The sequence below is a fragment of the Pseudomonas synxantha genome (assembly GCF_900105675.1).
GTDB classification, from domain to species: domain Bacteria; phylum Pseudomonadota; class Gammaproteobacteria; order Pseudomonadales; family Pseudomonadaceae; genus Aquipseudomonas; species Aquipseudomonas synxantha.
In genome coordinates this window covers 390709-413216 of the sequence record NZ_LT629786.1, presented here as the reverse complement: position 1 = coordinate 413216, position 22508 = coordinate 390709, and the positions used below count along the sequence as shown (strand labels likewise).

The following is a 22508-nucleotide window of genomic DNA, read 5'->3' as shown; positions in this document are numbered from 1 at the left end:
ATGAGATGGCTGGCTGCAAAGCCGAGCGGCAGGAGTATAAACCGTACTCGCGGCGCATGGATCGACCCGGAACCGCGAATTCGGTTCCCCATATATTGCTGGTTATGAGCTTATTTGAAGCCCGAGTCCTGGGCCTTCCACCAGCTGCAGAATTCGTCGAGCGCGGTCCACAGGCTGACCTTGGGCTCGTAGTCGAGATAATGCCTGGCGCGGCTGATATCGAGGGTGAAATCCTTGTTCATTACCTGCATGCCCAGGCGCGATAACGCCGGCTCCGGCCACCCCGGCCACATGGCGCAAAATGCCTCATTCAAGGCTGCCACGCTGTAGGACAAACCGTAGGATTGATACCGGGTCACTTGGGGCAGCTCCATTTGTCGCATCACGTAGTTGACCACGTCCCACACTGGCACCGGCGCACCGTTGCTGATGTTGTAGGCCTTGCCTAACGCCGAGCCGGGGGCGAGCAGGCTGCTGAGCAACGCCTCATTGAGATTATGCACGCTGGTGAAGTCGACCTTGTTCAGACCGTTCCCCACAATAGCCAGGCGATTTTTGCGCTGCATTTTCAACAGGCGCGGGAAGATGCTCATGTCGCCGGCACCGGTAACGAAACGCGGGCGCAGGGCCAGCACCTCAAGGCCAAACTCCTGGGCTCCGAAGACTTTCTGCTCGGCCAGGTACTTGGTGGCGGCATAGGGATGCTTGAAGCGCTTGGGCACTTGCTCTTCAGTGAGCCCCAGGTGATCGCGACCATCGAAGTAGATCGATGGCGACGACAGGTGCACCAGGCGGCCGACACGCTGCTTGAGGCAGGCTTCGACCACGTTTTCGGTGACCAGCACATTACCCTGGTGGAAGTCCTGGTACTTACCCCACAGCCCGACGGCGCCCGCACAATGCACCACGGCTTCGACATCGCGGCACAGGTCGCGCACCAAGTCGGCATCATTCAAATCACCCTGGATAAACTCGGCACCACGCCGTACCAGGTGTTCCACACCTTCGGCGCGCCGCCCGTTGACCCGCACATCCAGGCCCTGCTCAAGGGCGAAGCGCGCAAAGCGCCCGCCGATGAAGCCGCTTGCGCCGGTGACCAGAATTTTCATGTAGTGCTCCGTGTTCTTTCGTTTTTCATCGCTGTTGCCTTGACGCCTGCCGCTACTCCAACGGCACCAACCATTGGCCACACGCCTGGGCCAGATGTTCAGTCAACAGGCCCAACAGTTGCCCGCCACTGCGCCAATGATGCCAGTACAGCGGCACGTCGATGGGCTTATCTGGCAATAACTCGACCAATGCGCCGGTTTCCAGCTGGTCACGCACCTGCAATTCAGGCACCAGGCCCCAGCCCAGGCCGGCTTCCGTCAGGCGGATAAATCCTTCGGATGACGGGCATAGATGGTGTTCGAAACCGCCGTCCACCCCGAGGGATGCCAGGTAGCGGTGTTGCAGGAAATCATCCGGGCCGAACACCAGCGCAGGCGTGCGCGCCAATTGATCGGCCCGCACGCCCTCGGGAAAATGCCGGGCAATAAAGGCCGGGCTCGCCAGCGCGCGATACCGCATGGCGCCCAGCAACAGGCTGCGCGCACCGGCCACCGGGCGCTCGCTGGCACAGATACAGGCGGCCACTTCACCGGCACGCATGCGCTTGAGGCCAACCGTCTGGTCTTCCACCACCAGGTCCAGCAGCAAGTGCTGTTCGGCGCAGAAATCGCTGACGGCCTCTGCCCACCAGGTGGCGAGGCTGTCCGCATTTAGGGCGATGCGCAGGCGTTCGGGCATGCCCTCCTCGTCGAGGGCCGGCACCTGGCTTTGCAGGTCGCGCTCGAGCAAGCGCACCTGTTGCACATGGTTGAGCAAGCGCCGACCGATATCGGTAGGCGTCGGCGGCGAAGCGCGCACCAGCACCGGCTGGCCGATACGCGCTTCCAGCAACTTGATGCGCTGGGAGATGGCCGACTGCGACAACCCCAATACATGGGCGCCACGTTCAAAGCCGGCCTGTTCCACCACTGCCGCCAGGGCAGACAGCAATTTATAGTCGAACATCAGTTTCTCTAATGAGCGATCAGCAATATTGGTTTTTCTTATACAGGCACGATGCGCATCATAGCCAGCACCGTTTGAGCATTAAAAGGATCTTTCAGTATGTGGCAGAGCTATATGAATGGATTGCTGGTGGCCCTCGGGCTGATCATGGCAATCGGAACGCAGAACGCATTCGTCCTCGCGCAAAGCCTGCGCCGCGAGCATCATTTGCCCGTCGCGGCCTTGTGCGTGATCTGCGATGCGCTGCTGGTGGCCGCGGGAGTGTTCGGCCTGGCCACTGTCCTGGCCCAAAGCCCGATACTGCTGGCGGTGGCGCGCTGGGGCGGTGCGGCGTTCCTGCTCTGGTATGGCGCGTGCGCGCTGCGCAGGGCCTTTTCGAAGCAAAGCCTGGATCAGGGAGCCAGCCTCAAGACCCGCTCGTTGCGCGCCGTCCTGTTGAGCGCACTGGCGGTGACCCTGCTTAACCCTCATGTGTACCTGGACACCGTCCTGCTGATCGGCACCCTGGGCGCGCAACAAACAGAGCCGGGCGCCTACGTGGCCGGCGCAGCCAGTGCGTCGCTCCTGTGGTTCACCACCCTGGCGCTCGGCGCGGCGTGGCTGGCGCCCTGGCTGGCACGCCCGGCCACCTGGCGCCTGCTGGACTTGCTGGTCGCGGTGATGATGTTCACGGTGGCCTATCAATTGATCAGCGCCTGACAAATATTCCAAAACGCTCTGGAACCTCTATCCCACACAGTTGTTGCGTGGTTATGCCGCACCCCCGGTGCTATGATCGGACTCCTGCGCCGCAAAGAGTACAAACTCCCCGGCGCATGTCTGGCCGCCCGTGATCGGCCTTGCGCTCACCGCAACTGACCTGATTAGGAGAATCATCATGGCTTTCGAATTGCCGCCGCTGCCCTACGCACACGATGCCCTGCAGCCGCACATCTCCAAGGAAACCTTGGAATACCACCACGACAAGCACCACAACACCTATGTCGTGAACCTGAACAACCTGGTGCCAGGCACCGAGTTCGAAGGCAAGACCCTGGAAGAGATCGTCAAGTCTTCCTCGGGCGGCATCTTCAACAACGCCGCTCAAGTCTGGAACCACACCTTCTACTGGAACTGCCTGGCGCCAAACGCCGGCGGCCAACCGACCGGCGCATTGGCTGAAGCTATCAACGCAGCGTTCGGTTCGTTCGACAAGTTCAAGGAAGAATTCACCAAGACGTCCGTTGGCACCTTCGGTTCCGGCTGGGGCTGGCTGGTGAAAAAGGCTGACGGCTCCCTGGCCCTGGCCAGCACCATCGGCGCCGGCAACCCGCTGACCAGCGGCGACACCCCGCTGCTGACCTGCGACGTGTGGGAACACGCTTACTACATCGACTACCGCAACGTGCGTCCGAAGTATGTGGAAGCGTTCTGGAACCTGGTCAACTGGAAGTTCGTGGCTGAGCAGTTCGAAGGCAAGGCCTTCACTGCCTAAGCAGCACGTGCATTGAAGAGAGCCCGGCGATTGCCGGGCTTTTTTTTGTGCGCCAGATAGACACGCCAGAAACACGGAACTCAACAGTAACAATTCACCACACAAACGCCAGGAGGAATAAGCCTCCTAATTCAAATGTGGAGAATGACGATGGATCCTATTTCGATGGCAGCAGGAATTGCAGGTGCAGCCCCAATGGTAGCGGGTATTGTTGATAAAGGGCTGGACCTGGCAAACGGCGCAATGGACGCTTGCAACAAAGCTCTGGACATGGCCGGTGAAGGCGCGAAGATCGGTGGGGAAGAACAACAGCCCGAGGGTCAGGTCAACTTTTAATCGTCCCCAACTCGAAGGCGGATCTCCTCCGCCTTCTCCCCTGGCCGGGCTTTGAGCCCCCTCCCCTTCTATAAGTTTGTCTAGCCAAAACCTCAATTGAGCCCAGGCCCCAATGTCCCTTTGACTGCCATCATCAGATTGCCAATACTCATGGCATATTGAAGGCCACCCGCATGAGACAAGGAATGCCCCTTTGAAGCTGGAACTCAAGAACAGCTTGTCGGTGAAGTTGCTACGGGTTGCGCTGCTGTCGGCCTTAATCGTGGGCGTGGCGCTGAGCGTGGCGCAGATCGTTTTCGATGCCTACAAGACACGCCAGGCCGTGGCCGGCGATGCCCAACGTATTCTCGACATGTTTCGCGACCCCTCGACCCAGGCCGTCTACAGCCTGGATCGCGAAATGGGCATGCAGGTGATTGAGGGCCTGTTCCAGGACGACGCGGTGCGCATGGCTTCTATCGGTCACCCCAACGAGACCATGCTCGCGGAAAAAAGCCGCGCCTTGCAGCAGTCCCCCAGCCGTTGGTTGACCGACCTGATTCTCGGCCAGGAACGCACATTCACCACTGCATTGGTCGGCAAGGGTCCTTACAGCGAGTATTACGGCGATCTGAGTATCACTCTCGATACGGCCACCTACGGCAACGGCTTTATTGTCAGTTCGGTGATCATCTTTATTTCCGGCGTCCTGCGCGCGCTGGCCATGGGCCTGGTGCTGTACCTGGTCTATCACTGGCTGCTGACCAAGCCGCTGTCACGGATTATCGAGCATCTGACCTCGATCAATCCCGACCGCCCCAGCGAGCACAAGATCCCTCAGCTCAAGGGGCACGAACGCAACGAGCTGGGACTGTGGATAAATACCGCCAACCAGTTGCTCGAATCCATCGAGCGCAATACCCACCTGCGCCACGAAGCGGAGTCGAGCCTGTTGCGCATGGCCCAGTACGACTTTCTCACCGGCCTGCCAAACCGCCAGAAGCTGCAGGAGCAACTGGACAAGATCCTCACCGACGCTGGCCGGCGGCAACGACGTGTAGCTGTACTGTGCGTGGGGCTCGATGACTTCAAGAGCGTCAATGAACAATTTACCTACCAGGCCGGCGACAAACTGCTGCTGGCCCTGGCCGACCGCTTGCGCGCCCACAGCGGCCGCCTCGGTACGCTCGCCCGCCTGGGCGGCGACCAGTTCGCCCTGGTACAAGCCGATATCGACCAGCCCTACGAAGCCGCCGAACTGGCGCAAAGCATTCTCGATGACCTGGAAGCGGAATTCGCACTCGACCATGACCTGATTCGCTTGCGCGCCACCATCGGCATTACGCTGTTCCCGGAAGATGGGGACACTACCGAGAAGCTGCTGCAAAAAGCGGAGCAGACCATGACCCTGGCCAAGAGCCGCTCGCGCAATCGCTATCAGTTCTATATCGCCAGTGTCGACAGCGAAATGCGCCGACGCCGCGAACTGGAAAAGGACCTGCGCGAGGCCCTCGGCCGTGAGCAGTTCCACTTGGTGTGCCAGCCGCAGATCAGCTACCGCGACCATCGAGTGGTCGGCGTGGAAGCCCTGCTGCGCTGGCACCACCCTGAACACGGCCTGGTACCGCCGGATTTGTTTATTCCGCTGGCGGAACAAAACGGCACCATTATTCCGATTGGCGAATGGGTGCTGGACCAGGCGTGCCGGCAACTGCGCGAATGGCATGACCTGGGTTTCACTGAACTGCGCATGGCCGTCAACCTGTCCACCGTGCAATTGCACCACACCGAGTTACCGCGGGTGGTCAACAACCTGATGCAGATCTACCGCCTGCCACCACGCAGCCTGGAGCTGGAAGTGACCGAGACCGGCCTGATGGAAGACATCAGCACAGCCGCGCAGCACCTGCTGAGCCTGCGCCGCTCCGGGGCGCTGATTGCCATCGACGACTTCGGCACCGGTTATTCATCCCTGAGCTATCTGAAAAGCCTGCCGCTGGACAAGATCAAGATCGACAAGAGCTTCGTCCAGGACCTTCAGGATGACGACGACGACGCCACGATCGTGCGCGCCATTATCCAACTGGGCAAAAGCCTGGGCATGCAGGTGATTGCCGAAGGCGTGGAGACCGCCGAGCAAGAGGCCTACATCATCTCCGAGGGCTGCCATGAGGGCCAGGGCTATCACTACAGCAAACCCCTGCCGGCACGGGAGTTGGCCGCTTATTTGAAACAGTCCGAGCGCAATAACGCAGTGAGTCTCTGACCGCGAAAAACGATACTGAATATTTCCCACGCATAAGCCTTTACACAAAATGCAAATCTTTCGCATTATGTCGCAGCTTTTGCGCTCCCCGCGCGCCCTATTCACCACCGAAGCAGGATGTTCGCCATGATTCGTATGCCCCTGGCCACCGCCAGTCTGCTGGCCATTGCCATTTCTCTCGCCGGCTGCGGCGAAGGTAAAGACAAGGCCGCCGCGCCTCAAGCTCCCGCAGCCGCCAGCGCTACCGCACCTGCAGCTGCCCCGGCAGGCCAGGTCGACGAAGCGGCTGCCAAAGCCGTGGTCGCGCACTACGCAGACATGGTGTTTGCGGTGTACAGCGATGCCGAATCCACCGCCAAGACCCTGCAGACCGCAGTCGATACGTTCCTCGCCAACCCGAACGACGAAACCCTCAAAGCGGCCCGTACCGCCTGGATCGCCGCCCGCGTACCTTACCTGCAGAGCGAAGTGTTCCGCTTCGGCAACACCATCATCGACGACTGGGAAGGCCAGGTGAACGCCTGGCCCCTGGACGAAGGGCTGATCGACTATGTCGATAAATCCTACGAGCACGCCCTGGGTAACCCAGGCGCCAACGCCAACATCATCGCCAATAACGAGATCCAGGTCGGCGAAGACAAGGTCGACGTCAAGGACATCACCCCGGAAAAACTCGCCAGCCTCAATGAGCTGGGCGGTTCCGAAGCCAACGTTGCCACCGGCTACCACGCCATCGAATTCCTGCTCTGGGGCCAGGACCTCAACGGCACCGGCCCTGGCGCGGGCAACCGTCCGGCCTCGGATTACCTGACCGGTGACGGTGCAACCGGCGGTCATAACGAGCGCCGCCGCACTTACCTGCGCGCCGTGACCCAACTGCTGGTCAGCGACCTGGAAGAAATGGTCGGCAACTGGAAACCCAACGTCGAAGACAACTACCGCGCCACTCTGGAGTCGGAACCTGCCACCGACGGCCTGCGCAAAATGCTGTTCGGCATGGGCAGCCTGTCCCTGGGCGAGCTGGCCGGTGAGCGCATGAAGGTATCCCTGGAAGCCAACTCGCCGGAAGACGAGCAGGACTGCTTCAGCGACAACACCCACTACTCGCACTTCTACGATGCCAAGGGCATCCGTAACGTCTACCTGGGCGAATACACTCGCGTTGACGGCACCAAGATGAGCGGTGCCAGCCTGTCATCCCTGGTGGCCAAGGCCGACCCGGCAGCCGATTCGGCCCTCAAGGCTGACCTGGCGGCGACCGAAGCGAAAATCCAGGTCATGGTCGACCACGCCGAGAAAGGCGAGCACTACGACCAACTGATCGCCGCCGGCAACGATGCGGGCAACCAGATCGTACGTGACGCCATCGCCGCACTGGTCAAACAGACCGGTTCGATCGAAGCCGCTGCGGGCAAGCTGGGCATCAGCGACTTGAACCCGGACAGCGCTGATCACGAGTTCTGATCCGTACGCTGTTGAAAAGGCGACCTTCGGGTCGCTTTTTTTATACCTGTTTCAAACACTGCAGATCCCCTGTGGGAGGGGCTTGCTCCCGAACAGCAGCGGACCAGCAACCACATGCTTCACTGACCCACCGCTATCGGGGGCCCCCCTCCCACATTTTGCTCCGTGTAACCTCAAGCACTCTGGTTTACATGCCCTGCACCGCAGGTAGAATGGCGCCTCTGCCCAACCACCCGAGCGAACTTCATGGCGTTGCCGACCCTACGCATCATCGGTTTCATCATCGGCATCTTCCTGATCACCCTTGCGGTCGCCATGGTCATCCCGATGGCCACCCTGGTGATTTTCGAACGCACCAGCGACCTGCCCTCGTTCCTGTGGGCCAGCCTGATCACCTTTATCGCCGGGCTGGCCCTGGTCATCCCCGGTCGCCCCGAACACGTGCACCTGCGTCCCCGGGACATGTATCTGCTGACGGTCAGCAGCTGGGTGGTGGTGTGCATCTTCGCCGCCCTGCCGTTTTTGCTGACCCAGCACATCAGCTATACCGACTCGTTCTTCGAAAGCATGTCGGGCATCACCGCCACCGGCTCCACGGTATTGAGCGGCCTGGACAGCATGTCACCGGGCATCCTGATGTGGCGTTCGCTGTTGCACTGGCTTGGCGGTATCGGCTTTATCGGCATGGCGGTGGCGATCCTGCCGCTGCTGCGCATTGGTGGCATGCGCTTGTTCCAGACCGAATCCTCGGACCGCTCGGAAAAGGTCATGCCCCGCTCGCACATGGTGGCGCGGCTGATCGTGGCGGCGTATGTGGGCATCACCATCTTCGGCAGCCTGGCATTCTGGTGGGCAGGCATGGGCTTGTTCGATGCGATCAACCACGCGATGTCGGCAATTTCCACCGGTGGGTTTTCCACGTCGGATGAGTCCCTGGCGCACTGGAAACAACCGGCGGTGCACTGGGTCGCCGTGGTGGTGATGATCCTCGGCAGCTTGCCGTTCGCCTTGTATGTGGCCACATTGCGCGGCAACCGTAGGGCGCTGATCAAGGACCAGCAGGTACAAGGCTTGCTCGGCCTGTTGTTCGTGACCTGGCTGGTACTCGGCACCTGGTACTGGTGGACCACCGACCTGCATTGGCTAGACGCCTTGCGCCATGTGGCTCTGAACGTGACTTCGGTGATGACGACTACCGGATTTGCGCTGGGGGACTATAGCCTTTGGGGTAACTTCTCACTGATGCTGTTCTTCTACCTGGGCTTTATCGGCGGCTGCTCGGGCTCCACGGCGGGCGGCATCAAGATCTTTCGTTTCCAGGTCGCCTATATCCTGCTCAAGGCCAACTTGAACCAACTGATTCACCCACGGGCAGTGATCAAGCAAAAGTACAACGGCCATCGCCTCGACGAAGAAATTGTGCGCTCGATCCTGACCTTTTCGTTTTTCTTCGCCATTACCATCTGCACCATCGCCCTGGCCTTGTCACTGCTGGGCGTGGACTGGATGACTGCCCTGACCGGCGCCGCCAGTACCGTATCCGGCGTCGGCCCGGGCCTTGGCGAAACCATTGGCCCGGCCGGCAACTTCTCCACCCTGCCGGATGCGGCCAAGTGGATCCTGTCACTGGGCATGCTGCTGGGCCGGCTGGAGATTATTACCGTGTTTGTGCTGTGCATTCCGGCGTTCTGGCGCCACTGACCGCCGACATTGCCAGCAACCGCGCCCGGTATTCGCCGGGCGTAGCATCAAACCAGCGACGAAACGCGCGAAAAAAGTTGCTCGGGTCGGCAAAACCCAGCAGGTAGGCAATTTCCAGCAAGGTCATGTTCGGCTGTGCCAGGTATTGCTCGGCCAGTTCGCGACGGGTGTCATCGAGCAAAGCCTGGAAGCTGGTGCCCTCTTCCTGCAGACGCCGCTGCAAGGTGCGCTGGGACAGGTGCAACGTCTGGGCCACCGCTTCGCGCTTGGGTTCGCCTTGGGGCAGCAGACGGCACAACACCTGCCGTGCCTTGTGGGTCACGCGACTTTCGGAAAAACGCGCCAGGTATTCACCGGCAAAGCGGTCGTGCAACAGCGCCATGGCTTCGTTGGCGGTGGGCAGTGGCGCCTCCATGTCGGCTTGCTCGAAGATCAGCGCGTCATAAGGTGCATCGAATTGCAAAGGCGCATGAAAGGCCTGTTTGTACGGCGCCAGGTCCGCGGGTTGATCGCCCTGCAGCAGCACTTTGCGCGGTTGCAGGGTGCGACCGGTAAGCCAGCCACACAAGGCCAGGGCGCTCGCCAACGAGGCTTCGGCGCTTTGTCGGGTCGGCGGCAGGTGATCGCCATGAACCGTCAGAATCAGCGCATAGCCTTCGGGCAAGAGTCGGAAGCTCAAGTCAGCGCTTTCGGCGATGATGCGCTGGTAGCGCACCAGTCGCATAAAGCCTTCGGCCAGGGTGTTGCTGGACATCAAGGCATAACCGGCGACATGAAACGAGGCAGGACGCGCTACCTTGCCCATGTTCAGGCCAATCGCCGGGTTGCCCGACAATTCCACCGCCCGCTGCCACAGACGAGTCATGGCATCCTGAGGGAATCGCGCGTCGGGGTCATTCAGCGCCGCATAATCCAGGCCCAGTTGCCTGAACAAGGCACGGCAATCCAGGCCGTCCATTTCCAGTGCCTTGACTATCCCCATCGCCCAGCTTGCAGAAGTTGTTCGTTCGCTCATGGCGTCTTCTTATTGGAAAGCAGGCTCAAACGGCAGCCAGGAAGCCAAGGATACTAAAATGGCATCTATTGTCACTGGCCGTTACCTCCGATGACTCTAGACTCAAATAAGCTCCCGCCGAACATCTGTTGGGCGGTATAACAACCCGAGGGCCGGCAGTCGTGGAAAACGTCAGGAAATTCAACAGTTTTGCCGAGTTCTACCCGTACTACCTGAGCGAGCATGGCAACAGCACCTGTCGGCGCCTGCACTTTATCGGCACCACCTTGGTGATCGGCATTCTTGCGTATGCCATTGGCAGGGGCTCACTGGTTCTTTTGCTGGCCTTGCCCGTCGCTGGCTACACCTTCGCCTGGATCGGCCACTTTTTCTTCGAAAAGAACCGCCCGGCGACCTTCCAGCATCCGCTCTACAGCTTGTTGGGGGATTTTGTGATGTACCGCGACATGATCCTGGGCAAGGTGCCGTTCTAAGGGTGTGACCTCATGTCACTTGCGTTTGAACCATGAAAAAATATGAATTCGCCGAGATAAAAGTCTTTTTGTCATTTACGGTGCTGTATCCTGCCAAGGCTTTTTGAGAGCGCGGAATCACCTGCGATTGAAAAAACAGACCTTGCGAGGAGCGACGACGATGCACGAGATACCTAATCTCCCCTTCCCAAGCCTGCACCCAACTGAGCAGCCAACACCGCAGCAGGCCAGCGACAAGCAGCCTGAGGCCAAAGAAGCAAAACCAGTCGACCGCGAAAGCCAGGACTGACGCCGTACCAGACCGTGTGGAAAGCGCACCTTTGAGCGCTTTCCACACTGCCTGAATCACTCGAGACCTTCATCATGACCACGACCCTTCCCGATGCCCCGGACGCCGCCGTGCTCGACGCTGCCTTGCAGATGGTCGAAATCTGGAACCGCCTCAGTGCAGACAAGCAGGCCGCATTGCTCAAGCGCTTCGGCACCCAGGAAAACGCCCTGGCGGCCCTGGTAACAACTCAACTGTTGGCCCCTGCCCAGGCTTGATGTGTTGTTGATCTGACGTTTTACATTTTTCCCGCCCTGCCCGGCCTGCGCGCCGGTATCATTAGCAGCCTATCTTTGCCTGCTGCGACAGTGGACCCTTCCCATGCCAGATTCCCAGCGACCCATGGCGGTCACGCTGCAAGTCGTATCCATCGTGCTGTTTACCTTTATCGGCTACCTGAATATCGGCATTCCCCTGGCCGTCTTGCCGGGCTACGTCCATAGCCAATTGGGCTATGGCGCGGTGATCGCCGGGCTGGTGATCAGCGTGCAATACCTGGCCACCCTGCTGAGCCGTCCCTATGCCGGCAAGATTATCGACAACCTGGGCAGCAAGCGCGCCGTGCTGATTGGCCTGGCGGGCTGCGGATTGAGCGGGGTGTTCATGCTGCTGGCAGCGTGGTTTTCCAGCCTGCCGGCGCTCAGCCTGGGCAGCCTGCTGATCGGTAGACTGGTGCTGGGCAGCGCTGAAAGCCTGGTGGGCTCGGGCGCGATTGGCTGGGGCATCGGTCGCGTCGGTGCGGCGAATACGGCCAAGGTCATCTCCTGGAACGGCATCGCCAGCTACGGCGCGCTGGCGGTCGGAGCACCGCTGGGGGTGCTGATGGTCAGCCATTTCGGATTGTGGAGCATGGGCTTCAGCATCATTCTGCTGGCGGTAGTGGGCGTGCTGCTGGCCTGGAAAAAGCAAGCGGCGCCAATTGTGCCTGGCGTCCGCTTGCCGTTCATGAATGTGCTGGGCCGGGTACTACCCCATGGTTGCGCGCTGGCGTTGGGCTCAATCGGCTTTGGCACCATCGCCACCTTTATCACCCTGTACTACAGCACCCAGCACTGGGACAACGCGGTGTGGGCCCTGAGCCTGTTCGGCGCCAGCTTTATCGGCGCACGCTTATTGTTCGGCAACTTGATCAACCGCATTGGCGGCTTTCGGGTTGCGATTGCCTGCCTGTCTGTGGAAGTGCTCGGCCTGCTGCTGCTGTGGCTGGCGCCAGATGCCCAGCTGGCACTGGCAGGTGCGGCGTTGAGTGGCTTCGGCTTTTCCCTGGTGTTCCCGGCGCTGGGGGTGGAGGCGGTCAACCTGGTGCCGGCCTCCAGCCGTGGCTCGGCGGTGGGCGCCTATTCGCTGTTTATCGACTTGTCGCTGGGCATCACCGGGCCGCTGGCTGGCGCCGTGGCGGCAGGTTTTGGCTTTGCGTCGATCTTCCTGTTCGCCGCCCTCGCCGCTGCAGCGGGCTTGCTGCTGAGCCTCTACCTGTACCGCCAGGCGCCCAAGGCCCGCGAAACACGCGACGCCTAGAAGTCGACCTTGCCGCGCCCCGCCTTGATGCTGCCGCGCTTGGTCTTGGACTCCAGGCGGCGTTTCTTCGAGCCCAGGGTTGGCTTGGTCGGACGACGCTTTTTCTCGACCTTGGTGGCACTCTGGATCAACTCCACCAAACGTTCCAGCGCATCGGCGCGGTTCTGTTCCTGGGTACGGTATTGCTGGGCCTTGAGCACCAGCACGCCTTCGCTGGTAATACGGCTATCGCGCAACGCCAGCAGGCGCTCCTTGTAGAACGCAGGCAACGACGACGCGGGAATATCAAAGCGTAGGTGCACCGCACTCGAGACCTTATTGACGTTCTGCCCGCCGGCACCTTGGGCGCGAATGGCGGTCAACTCGATCTCGGCATCGGGCAAGTGTACGTTGTTGGAAATCACCAGCATGAGCAACAAGGTCCTCCAGAAGGAGTCCCAGGATACGCGAATGCACCTTGCCCATCCTCTCAAACAACAAACCCGGCGCAAGGCCGGGTCTGCTCAACAGCATTGGAAGATCACTTCACCGCAGGAGCGGCCATATCCAAGGGTTGTGGCCCCCTTCGCTTGTTCTTGATCCAGTAGCAAACGCCCATGAACGCCACCCAGACCGGGATCGCGTACACAGACATCTGAATCCCCGGGATCATCAGCATGACCACCAGGATAAACACCACGAATGCCAGGCACACATAGTTGCCATACGGGTACCACAGCGCCTTGAACAGCGGCACCTGGCCAGTGCGGTTCATGTGCTGGCGGAACTTGAAGTGCGAGAAGCTGATCATCGCCCAGTTGATCACCAACGTGGCCACCACCAGGGACATCAGCAATTCCAGCGCGTCATGGGGCATCAGGTAGTTCATCAGCACCGCCACCAGGGTGATCGCCGCCGAGGCCAGGATCGAACGCACCGGCACGCCGCGCTTGTCGATTTTCGCCAGGGCCTTGGGCGCATCGCCCTGCTCAGCCATGCCCAGCAGCATGCGGCTGTTGCAGTAGGTGCCACTGTTGTACACCGACAACGCTGCGGTCAGCACCACGAAGTTGAGGATATGCGCGGCGGTGTTGCTGCCCAGCATCGAGAACACCTGCACGAACGGGCTCCCGCTGTAGGCATCGCCGGACGCATTGAGGGTCGCCAGCAGGCTGTCCCAAGGTGTGAGCGACAACAGCACCACCAAGGCGCCGATGTAGAAAATCAGGATGCGATAGATCACCTGATTGATCGCCTTGGGGATCACGGTACGAGGCTGGTCGGCTTCGGCCGCGGTAAAGCCGAGCATTTCCAGGCCGCCGAAGGAGAACATGATGATCGCCATGGCCATCACCAAACCGCCGACACCATGGGGGAAGAAGCCGCCGTGGTCCCACAGGTTGCTGACCGAGGCTTGCGGGCCGCCGCTGCCGCTGACCAGCAGGTAGCTGCCCAGGGCGATCATGCCGACGATGGCCGCCACCTTGATGATGGCGAACCAGAACTCGGCTTCACCGAAAACCTTGACGTTGGCCAGGTTGATCACGTTGATCAGCACGAAGAAGGCCGCCGCAGACACCCAGGTCGGGATCTCCGGCCACCAGTAGTGCACGTACTTACCCACGGCCGTCAGCTCCGACATGCCCACCAGGATATACAGGATCCAGCAGTTCCAGCCCGACAAAAAGCCGGCGAAGCCACCCCAGTACTTGTGGGCAAAATGGCTGAAGGAACCGGCGACCGGTTCTTCTACGATCATTTCGCCGAGCTGGCGCATGATCATAAAGGCGATAAAGCCGCAGATGGCATAGCCCAGGATCATCGACGGGCCGGCGGACTTGAGCACCCCGGCCGAGCCGAGGAACAGGCCGGTGCCGATGGCGCCCCCGAGGGCGATCAACTGGATATGCCGGTTTTTCAGGCCGCGTTTCAGCTCGCCTGAAGAAGAATGGGGTCCACTCATGAAAAGGGTCTCACGCAAGGTTTGAGGATGTTGAATGCAGGTTGCTGCCTTGAATTACCGACTCAAGCAGCGCCGCTCAAACCCCAGCGCAGGCACCAGGAGTACAGCGTCTTTCTAACGGTCATGCGTCACCTGTTTGTTTTTATCTGTGACGAAATCGAACCCGTCCGGCTCGTGGCCAGGCGGAGTGATCAGGGCGAACAAACCCTGGGTCTTGGCCTTTTGCGTGGGTACGCAAGGGGGGTCACAGTAAAACACGGCGCATTGTACACCGCTCGACGGCTTCAGGCCGAGCCTGCAAAGCGCCCGCGACAAACTGGCAGATATTCCTTACGCGTTGGGCACAAGCTGAATTAGCAGGGCGAACTCGTAAACTTATCGTTACATAATGGAAAATCTACGTTACAGCCGGCTTTTACCGTCAGCTACCAGAAAATTGTCGGTGAGAATTTTCCGCAGAATCGGTTCAGCCAATTCACTGTTTTGCTTGAATAAAAAAATCCGCAAAAAAACAGAAGAAAAAATCCAAATGAAACCGTGTCAATAAATTTTTTGCATTCTGAAACACACTCTTCTAGGTTCTTTGCACTTGCCCGCGAAGCCCGCTGGCAAGCCGTTCTCAAACAACGTCCTCTAGGAGATACACCATGCAAGCACTGGAAAAAGACCTGGAAACCGAACTGCAACTCGACGATTGGTTTGAAGCGCCGACCCATGAGGCCGCCGTTGAAATGATGCAAGCCGATGCCGTTGTGCCTTTCGGCACCGCGATGTGGCCTTTCTAATACCCGGCAGGCATCCGGCAGGTGCTGTGCACGGCACCTGCCCCCTTACCCAGGCACAGAAGGACACACGTCATGGACAAGGCCCGCGCCGTCGAACACTTTCTCTACTACCTCGCACACCACCCGGCCCTCAGCGGCCTGCATCGTCCCACCGTGCTGCTGGGCCATACCGAGCGCTACGACGCCATCGCCCAGGCAATCACCCACGGTAGCGCCGCGCGCTTCAACTTCCAGCTGCAACGCCTGGACCTGGCACCCAGCGACACTCTGGTCAAAGCCATCGAAGCCTGCGACCTGTACCTGTTTCTCTACGACTCCTCGACCCTGCCCAATCCACGCGCTGAAGGCCCTGACTTTATCCGAGCCCTGCACGGCGTGATGGCCGAGCACTGGAAGAAATCCCTGCTATTCAAGGATTATGGTGATTACTTCTACGACACTTTCAGCGTCGAGCCGCAGCGCATCGCCGACCTTAACGCCACGCTGATCCGACGCATGTCCCAGGCCAATGTACTGAGCTTCACCGACAAGCATGGCTCGCGCCTGGAAGCGCCGATGAGCAGCATCAAGAAGTGGACCAATATCAACGGCGTCGGCAACCATGACCTGGCCCCCGGTGAAATTGCCACCCACAGCGAAGCCATCAACGGCCAGGTGCGGTTTGTCGGCACCTTCCTCAGCACCATTCCGTTTGCGCGCAAATACGGCGTGCTGCAATCACCGCTGGAATTGTGGATCGAAAATTCGACCATTTGCAGCGTGGCCAGCGACGTGCCGGGGCTGGCGGATGACTTCAACAAATACCTGAATGCCAACCCGTCCAACCGTCGCGTGGAGGAGTTGGGCATTGGCACCAATGAAGGGGTCAAGGATCTGTATGCGCGCAACGCCGGGTTCGAGGAGCGCCATTGCGGGTTGCACCTGGGCCTGGGCGGCGGGCAGAAAGGCAGCCATCACCTGGATTTGATCTTTGCCAGTGGGGTACTGGCGCTGGATGACAAGCCGGTGTTTGATGGGACTTTTGCTTTCTGAGCGCCCCATTTCAAATCTAATGAAGATCCAAATGTGGGAGGGGGCTTGCCCCCGATAGCATTATGTCAGTCATCACATCCGTGACTGATACACCGCTATCGGGAGCAAGCCCCCTCCCACAGTTGATTGCATTGCAACCTTAGATCACTGCGGCTTCTTGCGACCAAAACCAGGACGCTGACCGGAGCCTGCCGGTGCGCCACGGCGCTTGCCCGATGGCTCATCGGCTACCAGTTTCGGGCCAGGGCGTTTGTTCGCCGCTGGCTTGGCTGGACGCTTGGTACTGGCGCTGTCGGCCGGGCGATCCGCTTCACCACGGTTGCTGCGACCACCGCTTGGCGCTTCGCCACGAGCAGGACGTGGTGTGCGGGGAGCACGCTCACCTTCCTGACGGGACGGTGCGGTAGGGCGACGCTCACCTTCGATCTGCGGCTCACGGGAGATACGACCGCCCGTGGCCGGTGCATTCAGCGCCGGGCGCAGGGTACGGGCCACGCGCTCGGTACGCGCTACTGGGCGCGAGGATTTACGCTGCATACGCTCAAGCTTGTCCTTGCTCTTGGCATTCATCTGCGGCATCGCGACCGGCGTCAGGCCGACTTCGGCGCTGAGGATGTCGACTTCGTACTGGCTCATTTCGCGCCAGCGGCCCATCGGCAGGTCGGAATTCAGGAACACCGGGCCGAAACGCACGCGTTTCAAGCGGCTGACCACCAAGCCCTGGGATTCCCACAGGCGACGCACTTCACGGTTGCGGCCTTCCATCACCACGCAGTGGTACCAATGGTTGAAACCTTCACCGCCTGGAGCCTGCTTGATATCGGTGAACTTGGCAGGGCCGTCTTCCAGCACCACGCCGGCCTTGAGGCGTTCGATCATCTCGTCATCGACTTCACCGCGTACACGCACAGCGTATTCACGGTCCATCTCGTAGGACGGATGCATCAGGCGGTTAGCCAGTTCACCGTCGGTGGTGAACATCAGCAAGCCGGTGGTGTTGATGTCCAGGCGACCGATGTTGATCCAGCGGCCTTCTTTAGGCTTTGGCATCTTGTCGAACACGGTCGGACGGCCTTCCGGGTCGTCACGGGTGCAGATCTCGCCATCGGGCTTGTTGTACATGATCACGCGGCGCACCGATTCGGCAGCCTCTTCACGCTTGATCACCTTGCCATCGATGGTGATTGCATCGTGCAGGTCGACGCGCTGGCCGAGGGTGGCCTCGACGCCGTTGACCTTGATGCGCTTCTGGGTGATCCAGGCTTCAACGTCGCGGCGCGAGCCCACGCCGATACGCGCCAGCACCTTTTGCAGCTTTTCGCCTGCTGGGCCGATTTCCTGGCTGTCGTTCTGGTCTTGGTCATTCATCGTAAGCACCTCCCGGTGGGTCGATTCAGGCGTGGCCTGAAGGGTATTGAAAGCGGGGCCTTGGGCGAATAGGTCGCCAAGGGGTCGCGAATCATACGCGCATGGCGCGTGTTGCGCATCACAGACTAGTCGATAAAGCCCAAGTCATTTGCTTTTCCGCCGACCGGTGGCGCCGAGGGCCAACAACCGCAGCTCGGCTTCGGCGAGAACCGTGCGCTTGTCGACTTTGTCGAGTTTCTTCCAGGCGCGGATTTCACGCTTGCTGCGACCGCAGCCGACGCAGATGTCGTCGCTGAATTTGCAGATGCTGATGCACGGGTCTTTGGTTGAACTCATTTTTTCTCCCAGACCATCCAGACAATGGAGATCCAATGTGGGAGGGGGCTTGCTCCCGATAGCGGTGGGTCAGTTGTTGCATATGTTGCTGATACACCGCCATCGGCAGCAAGCCCCCTCCCACACTAAATCAGCATCAGTCTTCGAGTTGGCGGCGTTCGTTTTCGATGGCCTCTGCCAGTGCTCGGGCTTCGTCCTCTTCGTCGCTCAGCGGCGGTTGTTCGAGGGCGGCGACGGCGGCCAGGAGCTTTTCCCGGGCATCGGCGACGCCGAGGATGTCTTCTTCGACTTCGGGCTCGGGTTCAACGTTCACCTCGGTCTGCGGCTCGTCGGCAGCATCGCGCAATAAATCGTCAAAGTCGGTCTTGATCCCCTGCTCCATATCGTCCAGCTCCAACAACAGCGTATGGAAACTGGTCTCGTCCTTTGGCTCCTCCGGCTCGGCACTGGCGTCGGCCAGTTCCTGCAGGCTGGCCGGCACCGGCGCGTCGTCGAAGTCGAGCACCGGCTCTGCTTCCATTTCGCGCAGTTCGGCCAGGGGCGGCAGGTCGTCGAGGTTTTTCAGGTTGAAGTGGTCGAGGAACACCTTGGTGGTGGCGAACATCGCCGGTTTACCCGGCACATCACGGTAGCCGACGATGCGGATCCACTCGCGCTCCAGCAGGGTCTTGACGATATGACTGTTGACCGCTACGCCACGCACGTCTTCGATTTCGCCCCGGGTGATCGGTTGGCGATAGGCGATCAGCGCCATGGTCTCCAACATTGCCCGGGAATAACGTTGCGGGCGCTCTTCCCACAAGCGGCCGACCCACGGCGAAAATTTCTCGCGGATCTGCAGGCGGTAACCCGACGCCACTTCGCGCAGTTCAAAGGCACGGCCGTCGCAGGACTTGCGCAGGATCTCCAGGGCTTTCTTGAAGACCGGCGGCTCCGGGCGTTCGGCTTCTTCAAAGAGTTCGAACAGGCGCTCCAGGGATTGCGGTTTGCCCGAGGCCAGGAGAAAGGCCTCCAGCAAGGGTGCCAGTTCGCGGGGTTCAGTCAGATTCATCGATTCAGCTCGTTATTCGGCTCGCGCCCGCACGTGGATAGCCGCAAAAGGCTCATTCTGGACCAGCTCCACCAAGGACTCCTTGACCAGCTCGAGGATCGCCATAAAGGTCACCACCACCCCAAGTCGCCCTTCTTCGGCAGTGAACAGCTCGACAAACGGCACAAACCCACCGCCCTTGAGACGTTCCAGTACATCGCTCATACGCTCGCGAGTGGACAGGGCTTCACGGCTGACCTGGTGGCTTTCGAACATATCGCCACGGCGTAGCACTTCGGCCATGGACATCAGCAGTTCTTCCAGGCTCACATCCGGCAGCAGTTTACGCGCACGCGCTTCGGGCGCATCGAGTTTGGGCACCACCACATCGCGGCCCACACGGCTCAGGTTGTCGATGCCTTCGGCAGCGGCCTTGAAGCGCTCGTATTCCTGCAGGCGGCGGATCAGCTCGGCGCGCGGGTCATCCTCTTCGGCTTCCACCGTTTCCGAGCGCGGCAGCAGCATGCGCGACTTGATCTCGGCGAGCATGGCGGCCATCACCAGGTACTCGGCAGCCAACTCCAGGCGCACCGACTGCATCAGCTCGACATAACCCATGTACTGGCGCGTGATTTCCGCCACCGGGATGTCGAGGATATTGATGTTCTGCTTGCGGATCAGGTACAGCAGCAAGTCCAGCGGGCCTTCGAAGGCTTCGAGGAACACCTCCAGGGCATCCGGCGGGATATACAGGTCCAGGGGCATTTCCATGACCGCCTGGCCATACACCATGGCAAACGGCAGTTCCTGCTGGGCGCCGGCCTGGGGGTCAGCGGTTTCCACGGCCGACACTCAGGCCTCGACCATGAACGGGGTCGGGTCGCCGCAACCCACGCGCACCACCTCCGGTTCGCCATCGGCGAGGTTGATCACCGTGGAAGCCTTGTTGCCGCCATAACCGCCGTCGATGATCAGGTCGACATGTTTTTCCAGCAGGCGGCGCATTTCGTAAGGGTCATACAGCGGCTCGGTTTCACCCGGCAGGATCAACGACACGCTCATCAACGGTTCACCCAGCTCGGCCAACAAAGCCAGGGCTATCGGATGCTCCGGCACACGCAGGCCGATGGTGCGTTTCTTCGGGTGCAGCAACAGGCGCGGCACTTCGCGGGTGGCGTTGAGAATAAAGGTGTAGGGCCCCGGCGTGTGGGCCTTGAGCAGGCGGAAGGTGCCGGTATCGACCTTGGCAAACAGCCCCAGTTGGGACAAGTCGCTGCAGATCAGCGCAAAGTTGTGCTTGTCATCCAGTTGGCGCAGGCGCCTTACGCGTTCGACCGCGCCCTTGTCGCCGATCTGGCAACCAATGGCATAGGACGAATCAGTCGGGTAGATCACCACGCCGCCAGCGCGGATGATCTCTACGGCCTGCTTGATCAGGCGCGCTTGCGGGTTTTCCGGATGAATCTGGAAGAATTGACTCACGTGTTCTACCTGTTCAGACGGTGGCAATAATGGGGTCATGCTTGAATCGCCCCCACAACAGCGGCAGATCTTCCGGGACCTGGCGATACTCGCCAATCTCGGACCAGCCGCCTGGGCCATGGAAATCACTGCCGGCACTGACCAGCAGACCAAATTCGCGGGCAAGAATCGCCAGGCTGCCGACCTGTTCGGCAGGTTGATACCCGTTGACCACTTCGATCGCGTGGCCGCCCGCTCCAATATAGTCGCTGATCAGCTTGCGACGCTTGCTGCGGGTGAAATCGTAATGCCAGGGATGCGCCAGGCTGACCCAGGCCCCGGAGGCCCGCAGGGTCTCGACGGTGTCTTCAAGGGTCGGCCAATGCAGCTTCACATCGCCTAACTTGCCGGCGCCCAGCCATTTGCGAAAGGCCTCGGCGCGATCCTTGACATAGCCTTCACGCACCATCCAGTCGGCAAAGTGCGGACGGGCCGGTGCGTTGCCACTGTCGCCCAGCTCCTGCTGGATAGTGCGCGCACCGTCCAGGGCACCGGGCATGCCTTTGAGGCTGAGCTTGCGGCTTATTTCTTCGGACCGCAGCCAGCGGCCATCGTGCAATTGGGCGATGGCGGCCACCAGGGGTGGGGCATGCTGGTCGAAGCCGTAGCCGAGCACATGGATGGTGGCACCGCCCCAGGTGCACGACAACTCCACGCCGTTGACCAACTGCATGCCCAGGGAATGGGCGGCGTCACGGGCTTCATCGAGGCCCTCGAGGGTGTCATGGTCGGTCAACGACAGGACTCGCACGCCTTTTTCAAACGCCCGCGCAACCAGTACCGCGGGCGCCAGGGCGCCGTCGGAGGCCGTGCTGTGGCAGTGCAAATCAACATTCACGTGGGTATGTAACCTCAAGTCAGCTGGCGCTATCGCAACCAAGGATGTTTGTTATTATGCCGCCACATCCAGCTTCTGGCTCTTACTGTGAAACAATTCATCGACTTCATCCCGCTGTTGCTGTTTTTCATCGTTACCAAACTCGACCCCAGGGTCATCGAAATCGCCGGTCACGAGCTGTCGTTCGGCGGCATCTACAGCGCCACCGCGGTACTGATCATCAGTTCCATCGTGGTCTACGGCGCCATCTTCATCTCCCAGCGCAAGCTGGAAAAAAGCCAATGGCTCACGCTCATCGCCTGCCTGGTCTTCGGCGGCCTGACCCTGGCGTTCCACAGCGAAACCTTCCTTAAATGGAAAGCCCCGGTGGTCAACTGGCTGTTCGCGCTGGTGTTTATCGGCAGTCACTTTATCGGTGACCGCCTGCTGATCAAGCGCATCATGGGCCATGCGCTGACCTTGCCGGAACCGGTATGGGTGCGCCTGAACGTGGCCTGGATCGTGTTTTTCCTGTTCTGCGGTGCCGCCAACCTGTTCGTGGCATTCACCTTCCAGGACTACTGGGTCGACTTCAAAGTGTTCGGCAGCCTCGGCATGACCGTATTGTTCCTGATCGGCCAGGGTATCTACCTGTCGCGTCACCTGCATGACACCGCCCCTACCACGCCGAAAACCGAGGACTGACATGCTCTACGCCATCATTGCCACTGACGCCGCCAACTCGCTGGAAAAACGCCTGAGCGTGCGCCCGGCCCATGTCGAGCGCCTCAAACAACTGCAGGCCGAAGGCCGGATCGTACTGGCTGGGCCGCATCCTGCGGTAGACAGCAATGACCCGGGCGAAGCCGGTTTCACCGGTAGCTTGATCGTCGCCGAGTTCGCCTCCCTGGCCGACGCCCAGGCCTGGGCCAAGGCAGACCCTTATGTCGCGGCCGGCGTGTACGCCGAAGTCGTGATCAAGCCGTTCAAGCAAGTCCTGCCTTGAGCCCGGCGGCGCCGAACCAAATCGATTCGGCGCACTGCCAATGGCTCATTATTCCCGGTGAC

General features: G+C 60.3%; 25 protein-coding genes. 14 read left to right on the top strand and 11 right to left on the bottom strand.

Annotation, left to right across the window (positions count from 1 at the left end; genetic code table 11):
• Positions 1-110: 110 nt before the first annotated feature.
• Positions 111-1109, bottom strand: coding sequence for an NAD-dependent epimerase/dehydratase family protein (locus tag BLU48_RS01960; RefSeq protein WP_057023830.1), 999 nt, complete (start codon positions 1107-1109; stop codon positions 111-113).
• A gap of 52 nt (positions 1110-1161) precedes the next feature.
• Positions 1162-2055, bottom strand: a complete 894-nt coding sequence (locus BLU48_RS01955; protein ID WP_057023829.1) for a LysR family transcriptional regulator ArgP — start codon at positions 2053-2055, stop codon at positions 1162-1164.
• 99 nt (positions 2056-2154) lie between these two features.
• On the opposite strand from BLU48_RS01955, the gene BLU48_RS01950 reads away from it, so the two are divergent.
• From BLU48_RS01950 to BLU48_RS01925, 6 genes are all read left to right on the top strand, one after another.
• On the top strand, positions 2155-2754 hold the full coding sequence (locus tag BLU48_RS01950) for a LysE/ArgO family amino acid transporter (RefSeq protein WP_057023828.1): 600 nt from the start codon (positions 2155-2157) through the stop codon (positions 2752-2754).
• A 178-nt stretch (positions 2755-2932) separates the two neighbouring features.
• Positions 2933-3529, top strand: coding sequence for a superoxide dismutase (locus BLU48_RS01945; protein WP_043049045.1), 597 nt, complete (start codon positions 2933-2935; stop codon positions 3527-3529).
• 150 nt (positions 3530-3679) lie between these two features.
• The gene (locus tag BLU48_RS01940) at positions 3680-3865 is read left to right on the top strand and encodes a hypothetical protein (protein ID WP_124356236.1); all 186 of its coding nucleotides are present in this window, start codon (positions 3680-3682) and stop codon (positions 3863-3865) included.
• A gap of 193 nt (positions 3866-4058) precedes the next feature.
• The gene (locus BLU48_RS01935; protein WP_057023826.1) at positions 4059-6110 is read left to right on the top strand and encodes a putative bifunctional diguanylate cyclase/phosphodiesterase; all 2052 of its coding nucleotides are present in this window, start codon (positions 4059-4061) and stop codon (positions 6108-6110) included.
• Between the two features lie 126 nt (positions 6111-6236).
• Positions 6237-7574, top strand: a complete 1338-nt coding sequence (locus tag BLU48_RS01930; RefSeq protein ID WP_057013677.1) for an imelysin family protein — start codon at positions 6237-6239, stop codon at positions 7572-7574.
• Positions 7575-7820: 246 nt separating this feature from the next.
• On the top strand, positions 7821-9275 hold the full coding sequence (locus tag BLU48_RS01925) for a TrkH family potassium uptake protein (protein WP_057013678.1): 1455 nt from the start codon (positions 7821-7823) through the stop codon (positions 9273-9275).
• Here the strand turns inward: BLU48_RS01925 and BLU48_RS01920 are convergent.
• On the bottom strand, positions 9232-10290 hold the full coding sequence (locus BLU48_RS01920) for an AraC family transcriptional regulator (RefSeq protein ID WP_057023825.1): 1059 nt from the start codon (positions 10288-10290) through the stop codon (positions 9232-9234). The genes BLU48_RS01925 and BLU48_RS01920 overlap by 44 nt on opposite strands.
• 161 nt (positions 10291-10451) lie before the next feature.
• On the opposite strand from BLU48_RS01920, the gene BLU48_RS01915 reads away from it, so the two are divergent.
• The 4 genes from BLU48_RS01915 (at position 10452) to BLU48_RS01905 (ending at position 12609) form a co-directional block, all read left to right on the top strand.
• Complete coding sequence (locus tag BLU48_RS01915; RefSeq protein WP_057023824.1) at positions 10452-10763, top strand: Mpo1-like protein; 312 nt, start codon at positions 10452-10454, stop codon at positions 10761-10763.
• A gap of 160 nt (positions 10764-10923) precedes the next feature.
• On the top strand, positions 10924-11052 hold the full coding sequence (locus BLU48_RS32480) for a hypothetical protein (protein ID WP_255320444.1): 129 nt from the start codon (positions 10924-10926) through the stop codon (positions 11050-11052).
• Between the two features lie 74 nt (positions 11053-11126).
• Positions 11127-11309, top strand: a complete 183-nt coding sequence (locus BLU48_RS01910) for a hypothetical protein (RefSeq protein WP_057023822.1) — start codon at positions 11127-11129, stop codon at positions 11307-11309.
• Positions 11310-11412: 103 nt separating this feature from the next.
• Positions 11413-12609: an MFS transporter gene (locus BLU48_RS01905; protein WP_057023821.1), complete on the top strand. Its 1197-nt coding sequence runs from the start codon at positions 11413-11415 to the stop codon at positions 12607-12609.
• On the opposite strand, the gene arfB is transcribed toward BLU48_RS01905, so the two are convergent.
• Both arfB and BLU48_RS01895 read right to left on the bottom strand, forming a co-directional pair.
• Entirely contained in the window at positions 12606-13019 is a 414-nt protein-coding gene (gene arfB / locus BLU48_RS01900) for an alternative ribosome rescue aminoacyl-tRNA hydrolase ArfB (protein ID WP_057013684.1), read from the bottom strand. The two genes, BLU48_RS01905 and arfB, sit on opposite strands and share 4 nt — an antisense overlap.
• Before the next feature lie 110 nt (positions 13020-13129).
• Positions 13130-14551, bottom strand: a complete 1422-nt coding sequence (locus BLU48_RS01895; RefSeq protein ID WP_057023820.1) for an amino acid permease — start codon at positions 14549-14551, stop codon at positions 13130-13132.
• 647 nt (positions 14552-15198) lie between these two features.
• Between BLU48_RS01895 and BLU48_RS31955 the strand changes: the two genes are divergently transcribed.
• Complete coding sequence (locus tag BLU48_RS31955; RefSeq protein ID WP_003237751.1) at positions 15199-15336, top strand: hypothetical protein; 138 nt, start codon at positions 15199-15201, stop codon at positions 15334-15336.
• Positions 15337-15408: 72 nt separating this feature from the next.
• Entirely contained in the window at positions 15409-16368 is a 960-nt protein-coding gene (locus BLU48_RS01885; protein ID WP_057023818.1) for a M29 family metallopeptidase, read from the top strand.
• Between the two features lie 144 nt (positions 16369-16512).
• Here the strand turns inward: BLU48_RS01885 and rluB are convergent, their stop codons facing one another.
• The 6 genes from rluB to BLU48_RS01855 form a co-directional block, all read right to left on the bottom strand.
• Positions 16513-17736, bottom strand: a complete 1224-nt coding sequence (rluB, locus tag BLU48_RS01880; RefSeq protein WP_057013687.1) for a 23S rRNA pseudouridine(2605) synthase RluB — start codon at positions 17734-17736, stop codon at positions 16513-16515.
• Between the two features lie 144 nt (positions 17737-17880).
• Positions 17881-18072 carry a DUF1289 domain-containing protein gene (locus BLU48_RS01875; protein ID WP_005790815.1) on the bottom strand — a complete coding sequence of 64 codons (192 nt, stop codon included), beginning with the start codon at positions 18070-18072 and terminating at the stop codon, positions 17881-17883.
• A 136-nt stretch (positions 18073-18208) separates the two neighbouring features.
• Positions 18209-19123 (bottom strand): SMC-Scp complex subunit ScpB, encoded by a 915-nt coding sequence (gene scpB / locus BLU48_RS01870; RefSeq protein WP_057023817.1) that lies wholly within the window; start codon positions 19121-19123, stop codon positions 18209-18211.
• A gap of 12 nt (positions 19124-19135) precedes the next feature.
• Complete coding sequence (locus tag BLU48_RS01865; protein WP_172833438.1) at positions 19136-19834, bottom strand: segregation and condensation protein A; 699 nt, start codon at positions 19832-19834, stop codon at positions 19136-19138.
• Between the two features lie 120 nt (positions 19835-19954).
• Entirely contained in the window at positions 19955-20584 is a 630-nt protein-coding gene (locus BLU48_RS01860) for an L-threonylcarbamoyladenylate synthase (protein ID WP_034115727.1), read from the bottom strand.
• A gap of 13 nt (positions 20585-20597) precedes the next feature.
• Positions 20598-21461 (bottom strand): PHP domain-containing protein, encoded by an 864-nt coding sequence (locus BLU48_RS01855; RefSeq protein ID WP_057023816.1) that lies wholly within the window; start codon positions 21459-21461, stop codon positions 20598-20600.
• Between the two features lie 87 nt (positions 21462-21548).
• Between BLU48_RS01855 and BLU48_RS01850 the strand changes: the two genes are divergently transcribed.
• Together BLU48_RS01850 and BLU48_RS01845 are read left to right on the top strand one after the other, a co-directional pair.
• Positions 21549-22145, top strand: coding sequence for a septation protein A (locus BLU48_RS01850; protein WP_005790819.1), 597 nt, complete (start codon positions 21549-21551; stop codon positions 22143-22145).
• 1 nt (position 22146) lies between these two features.
• Positions 22147-22446: a YciI family protein gene (locus BLU48_RS01845; protein WP_057023815.1), complete on the top strand. Its 300-nt coding sequence runs from the start codon at positions 22147-22149 to the stop codon at positions 22444-22446.
• The last annotated feature ends 62 nt before the right edge of the window (positions 22447-22508 follow it).

Excerpts from the sequence above, each read along its gene's own strand:
- BLU48_RS01960 (WP_057023830.1), bottom strand. The coding sequence starts at position 1,109 with ATGAAAATTCTGGTCACCGGCGCAAGCGGCTTCATCGGCGGGCGCTTT.
- BLU48_RS01940 (WP_124356236.1), top strand. The coding sequence starts at position 3,680 with ATGGATCCTATTTCGATGGCAGCAGGAATTGCAGGTGCAGCCCCAATG.
- BLU48_RS32480 (WP_255320444.1), top strand. The coding sequence starts at position 10,924 with ATGCACGAGATACCTAATCTCCCCTTCCCAAGCCTGCACCCAACTGAG.
- BLU48_RS01905 (WP_057023821.1), top strand. The coding sequence starts at position 11,413 with ATGCCAGATTCCCAGCGACCCATGGCGGTCACGCTGCAAGTCGTATCC.
- scpB (WP_057023817.1), bottom strand. The coding sequence starts at position 19,123 with ATGAATCTGACTGAACCCCGCGAACTGGCACCCTTGCTGGAGGCCTTT.
- BLU48_RS01925 (WP_057013678.1), top strand. The coding sequence starts at position 7,821 with ATGGCGTTGCCGACCCTACGCATCATCGGTTTCATCATCGGCATCTTC.
- BLU48_RS01955 (WP_057023829.1), bottom strand. The coding sequence starts at position 2,055 with ATGTTCGACTATAAATTGCTGTCTGCCCTGGCGGCAGTGGTGGAACAG.
- arfB (WP_057013684.1), bottom strand. The coding sequence starts at position 13,019 with ATGCTGGTGATTTCCAACAACGTACACTTGCCCGATGCCGAGATCGAG.
- BLU48_RS01845 (WP_057023815.1), top strand. The coding sequence starts at position 22,147 with ATGCTCTACGCCATCATTGCCACTGACGCCGCCAACTCGCTGGAAAAA.
- BLU48_RS01920 (WP_057023825.1), bottom strand. The coding sequence starts at position 10,290 with ATGAGCGAACGAACAACTTCTGCAAGCTGGGCGATGGGGATAGTCAAG.
- BLU48_RS01910 (WP_057023822.1), top strand. The coding sequence starts at position 11,127 with ATGACCACGACCCTTCCCGATGCCCCGGACGCCGCCGTGCTCGACGCT.
- rluB (WP_057013687.1), bottom strand. The coding sequence starts at position 17,736 with ATGAATGACCAAGACCAGAACGACAGCCAGGAAATCGGCCCAGCAGGC.
- BLU48_RS01945 (WP_043049045.1), top strand. The coding sequence starts at position 2,933 with ATGGCTTTCGAATTGCCGCCGCTGCCCTACGCACACGATGCCCTGCAG.
- BLU48_RS01875 (WP_005790815.1), bottom strand. The coding sequence starts at position 18,072 with ATGAGTTCAACCAAAGACCCGTGCATCAGCATCTGCAAATTCAGCGAC.
- BLU48_RS01930 (WP_057013677.1), top strand. The coding sequence starts at position 6,237 with ATGATTCGTATGCCCCTGGCCACCGCCAGTCTGCTGGCCATTGCCATT.
- BLU48_RS31955 (WP_003237751.1), top strand. The coding sequence starts at position 15,199 with ATGCAAGCACTGGAAAAAGACCTGGAAACCGAACTGCAACTCGACGAT.
- BLU48_RS01950 (WP_057023828.1), top strand. The coding sequence starts at position 2,155 with ATGTGGCAGAGCTATATGAATGGATTGCTGGTGGCCCTCGGGCTGATC.
- BLU48_RS01885 (WP_057023818.1), top strand. The coding sequence starts at position 15,409 with ATGGACAAGGCCCGCGCCGTCGAACACTTTCTCTACTACCTCGCACAC.
- BLU48_RS01895 (WP_057023820.1), bottom strand. The coding sequence starts at position 14,551 with ATGAGTGGACCCCATTCTTCTTCAGGCGAGCTGAAACGCGGCCTGAAA.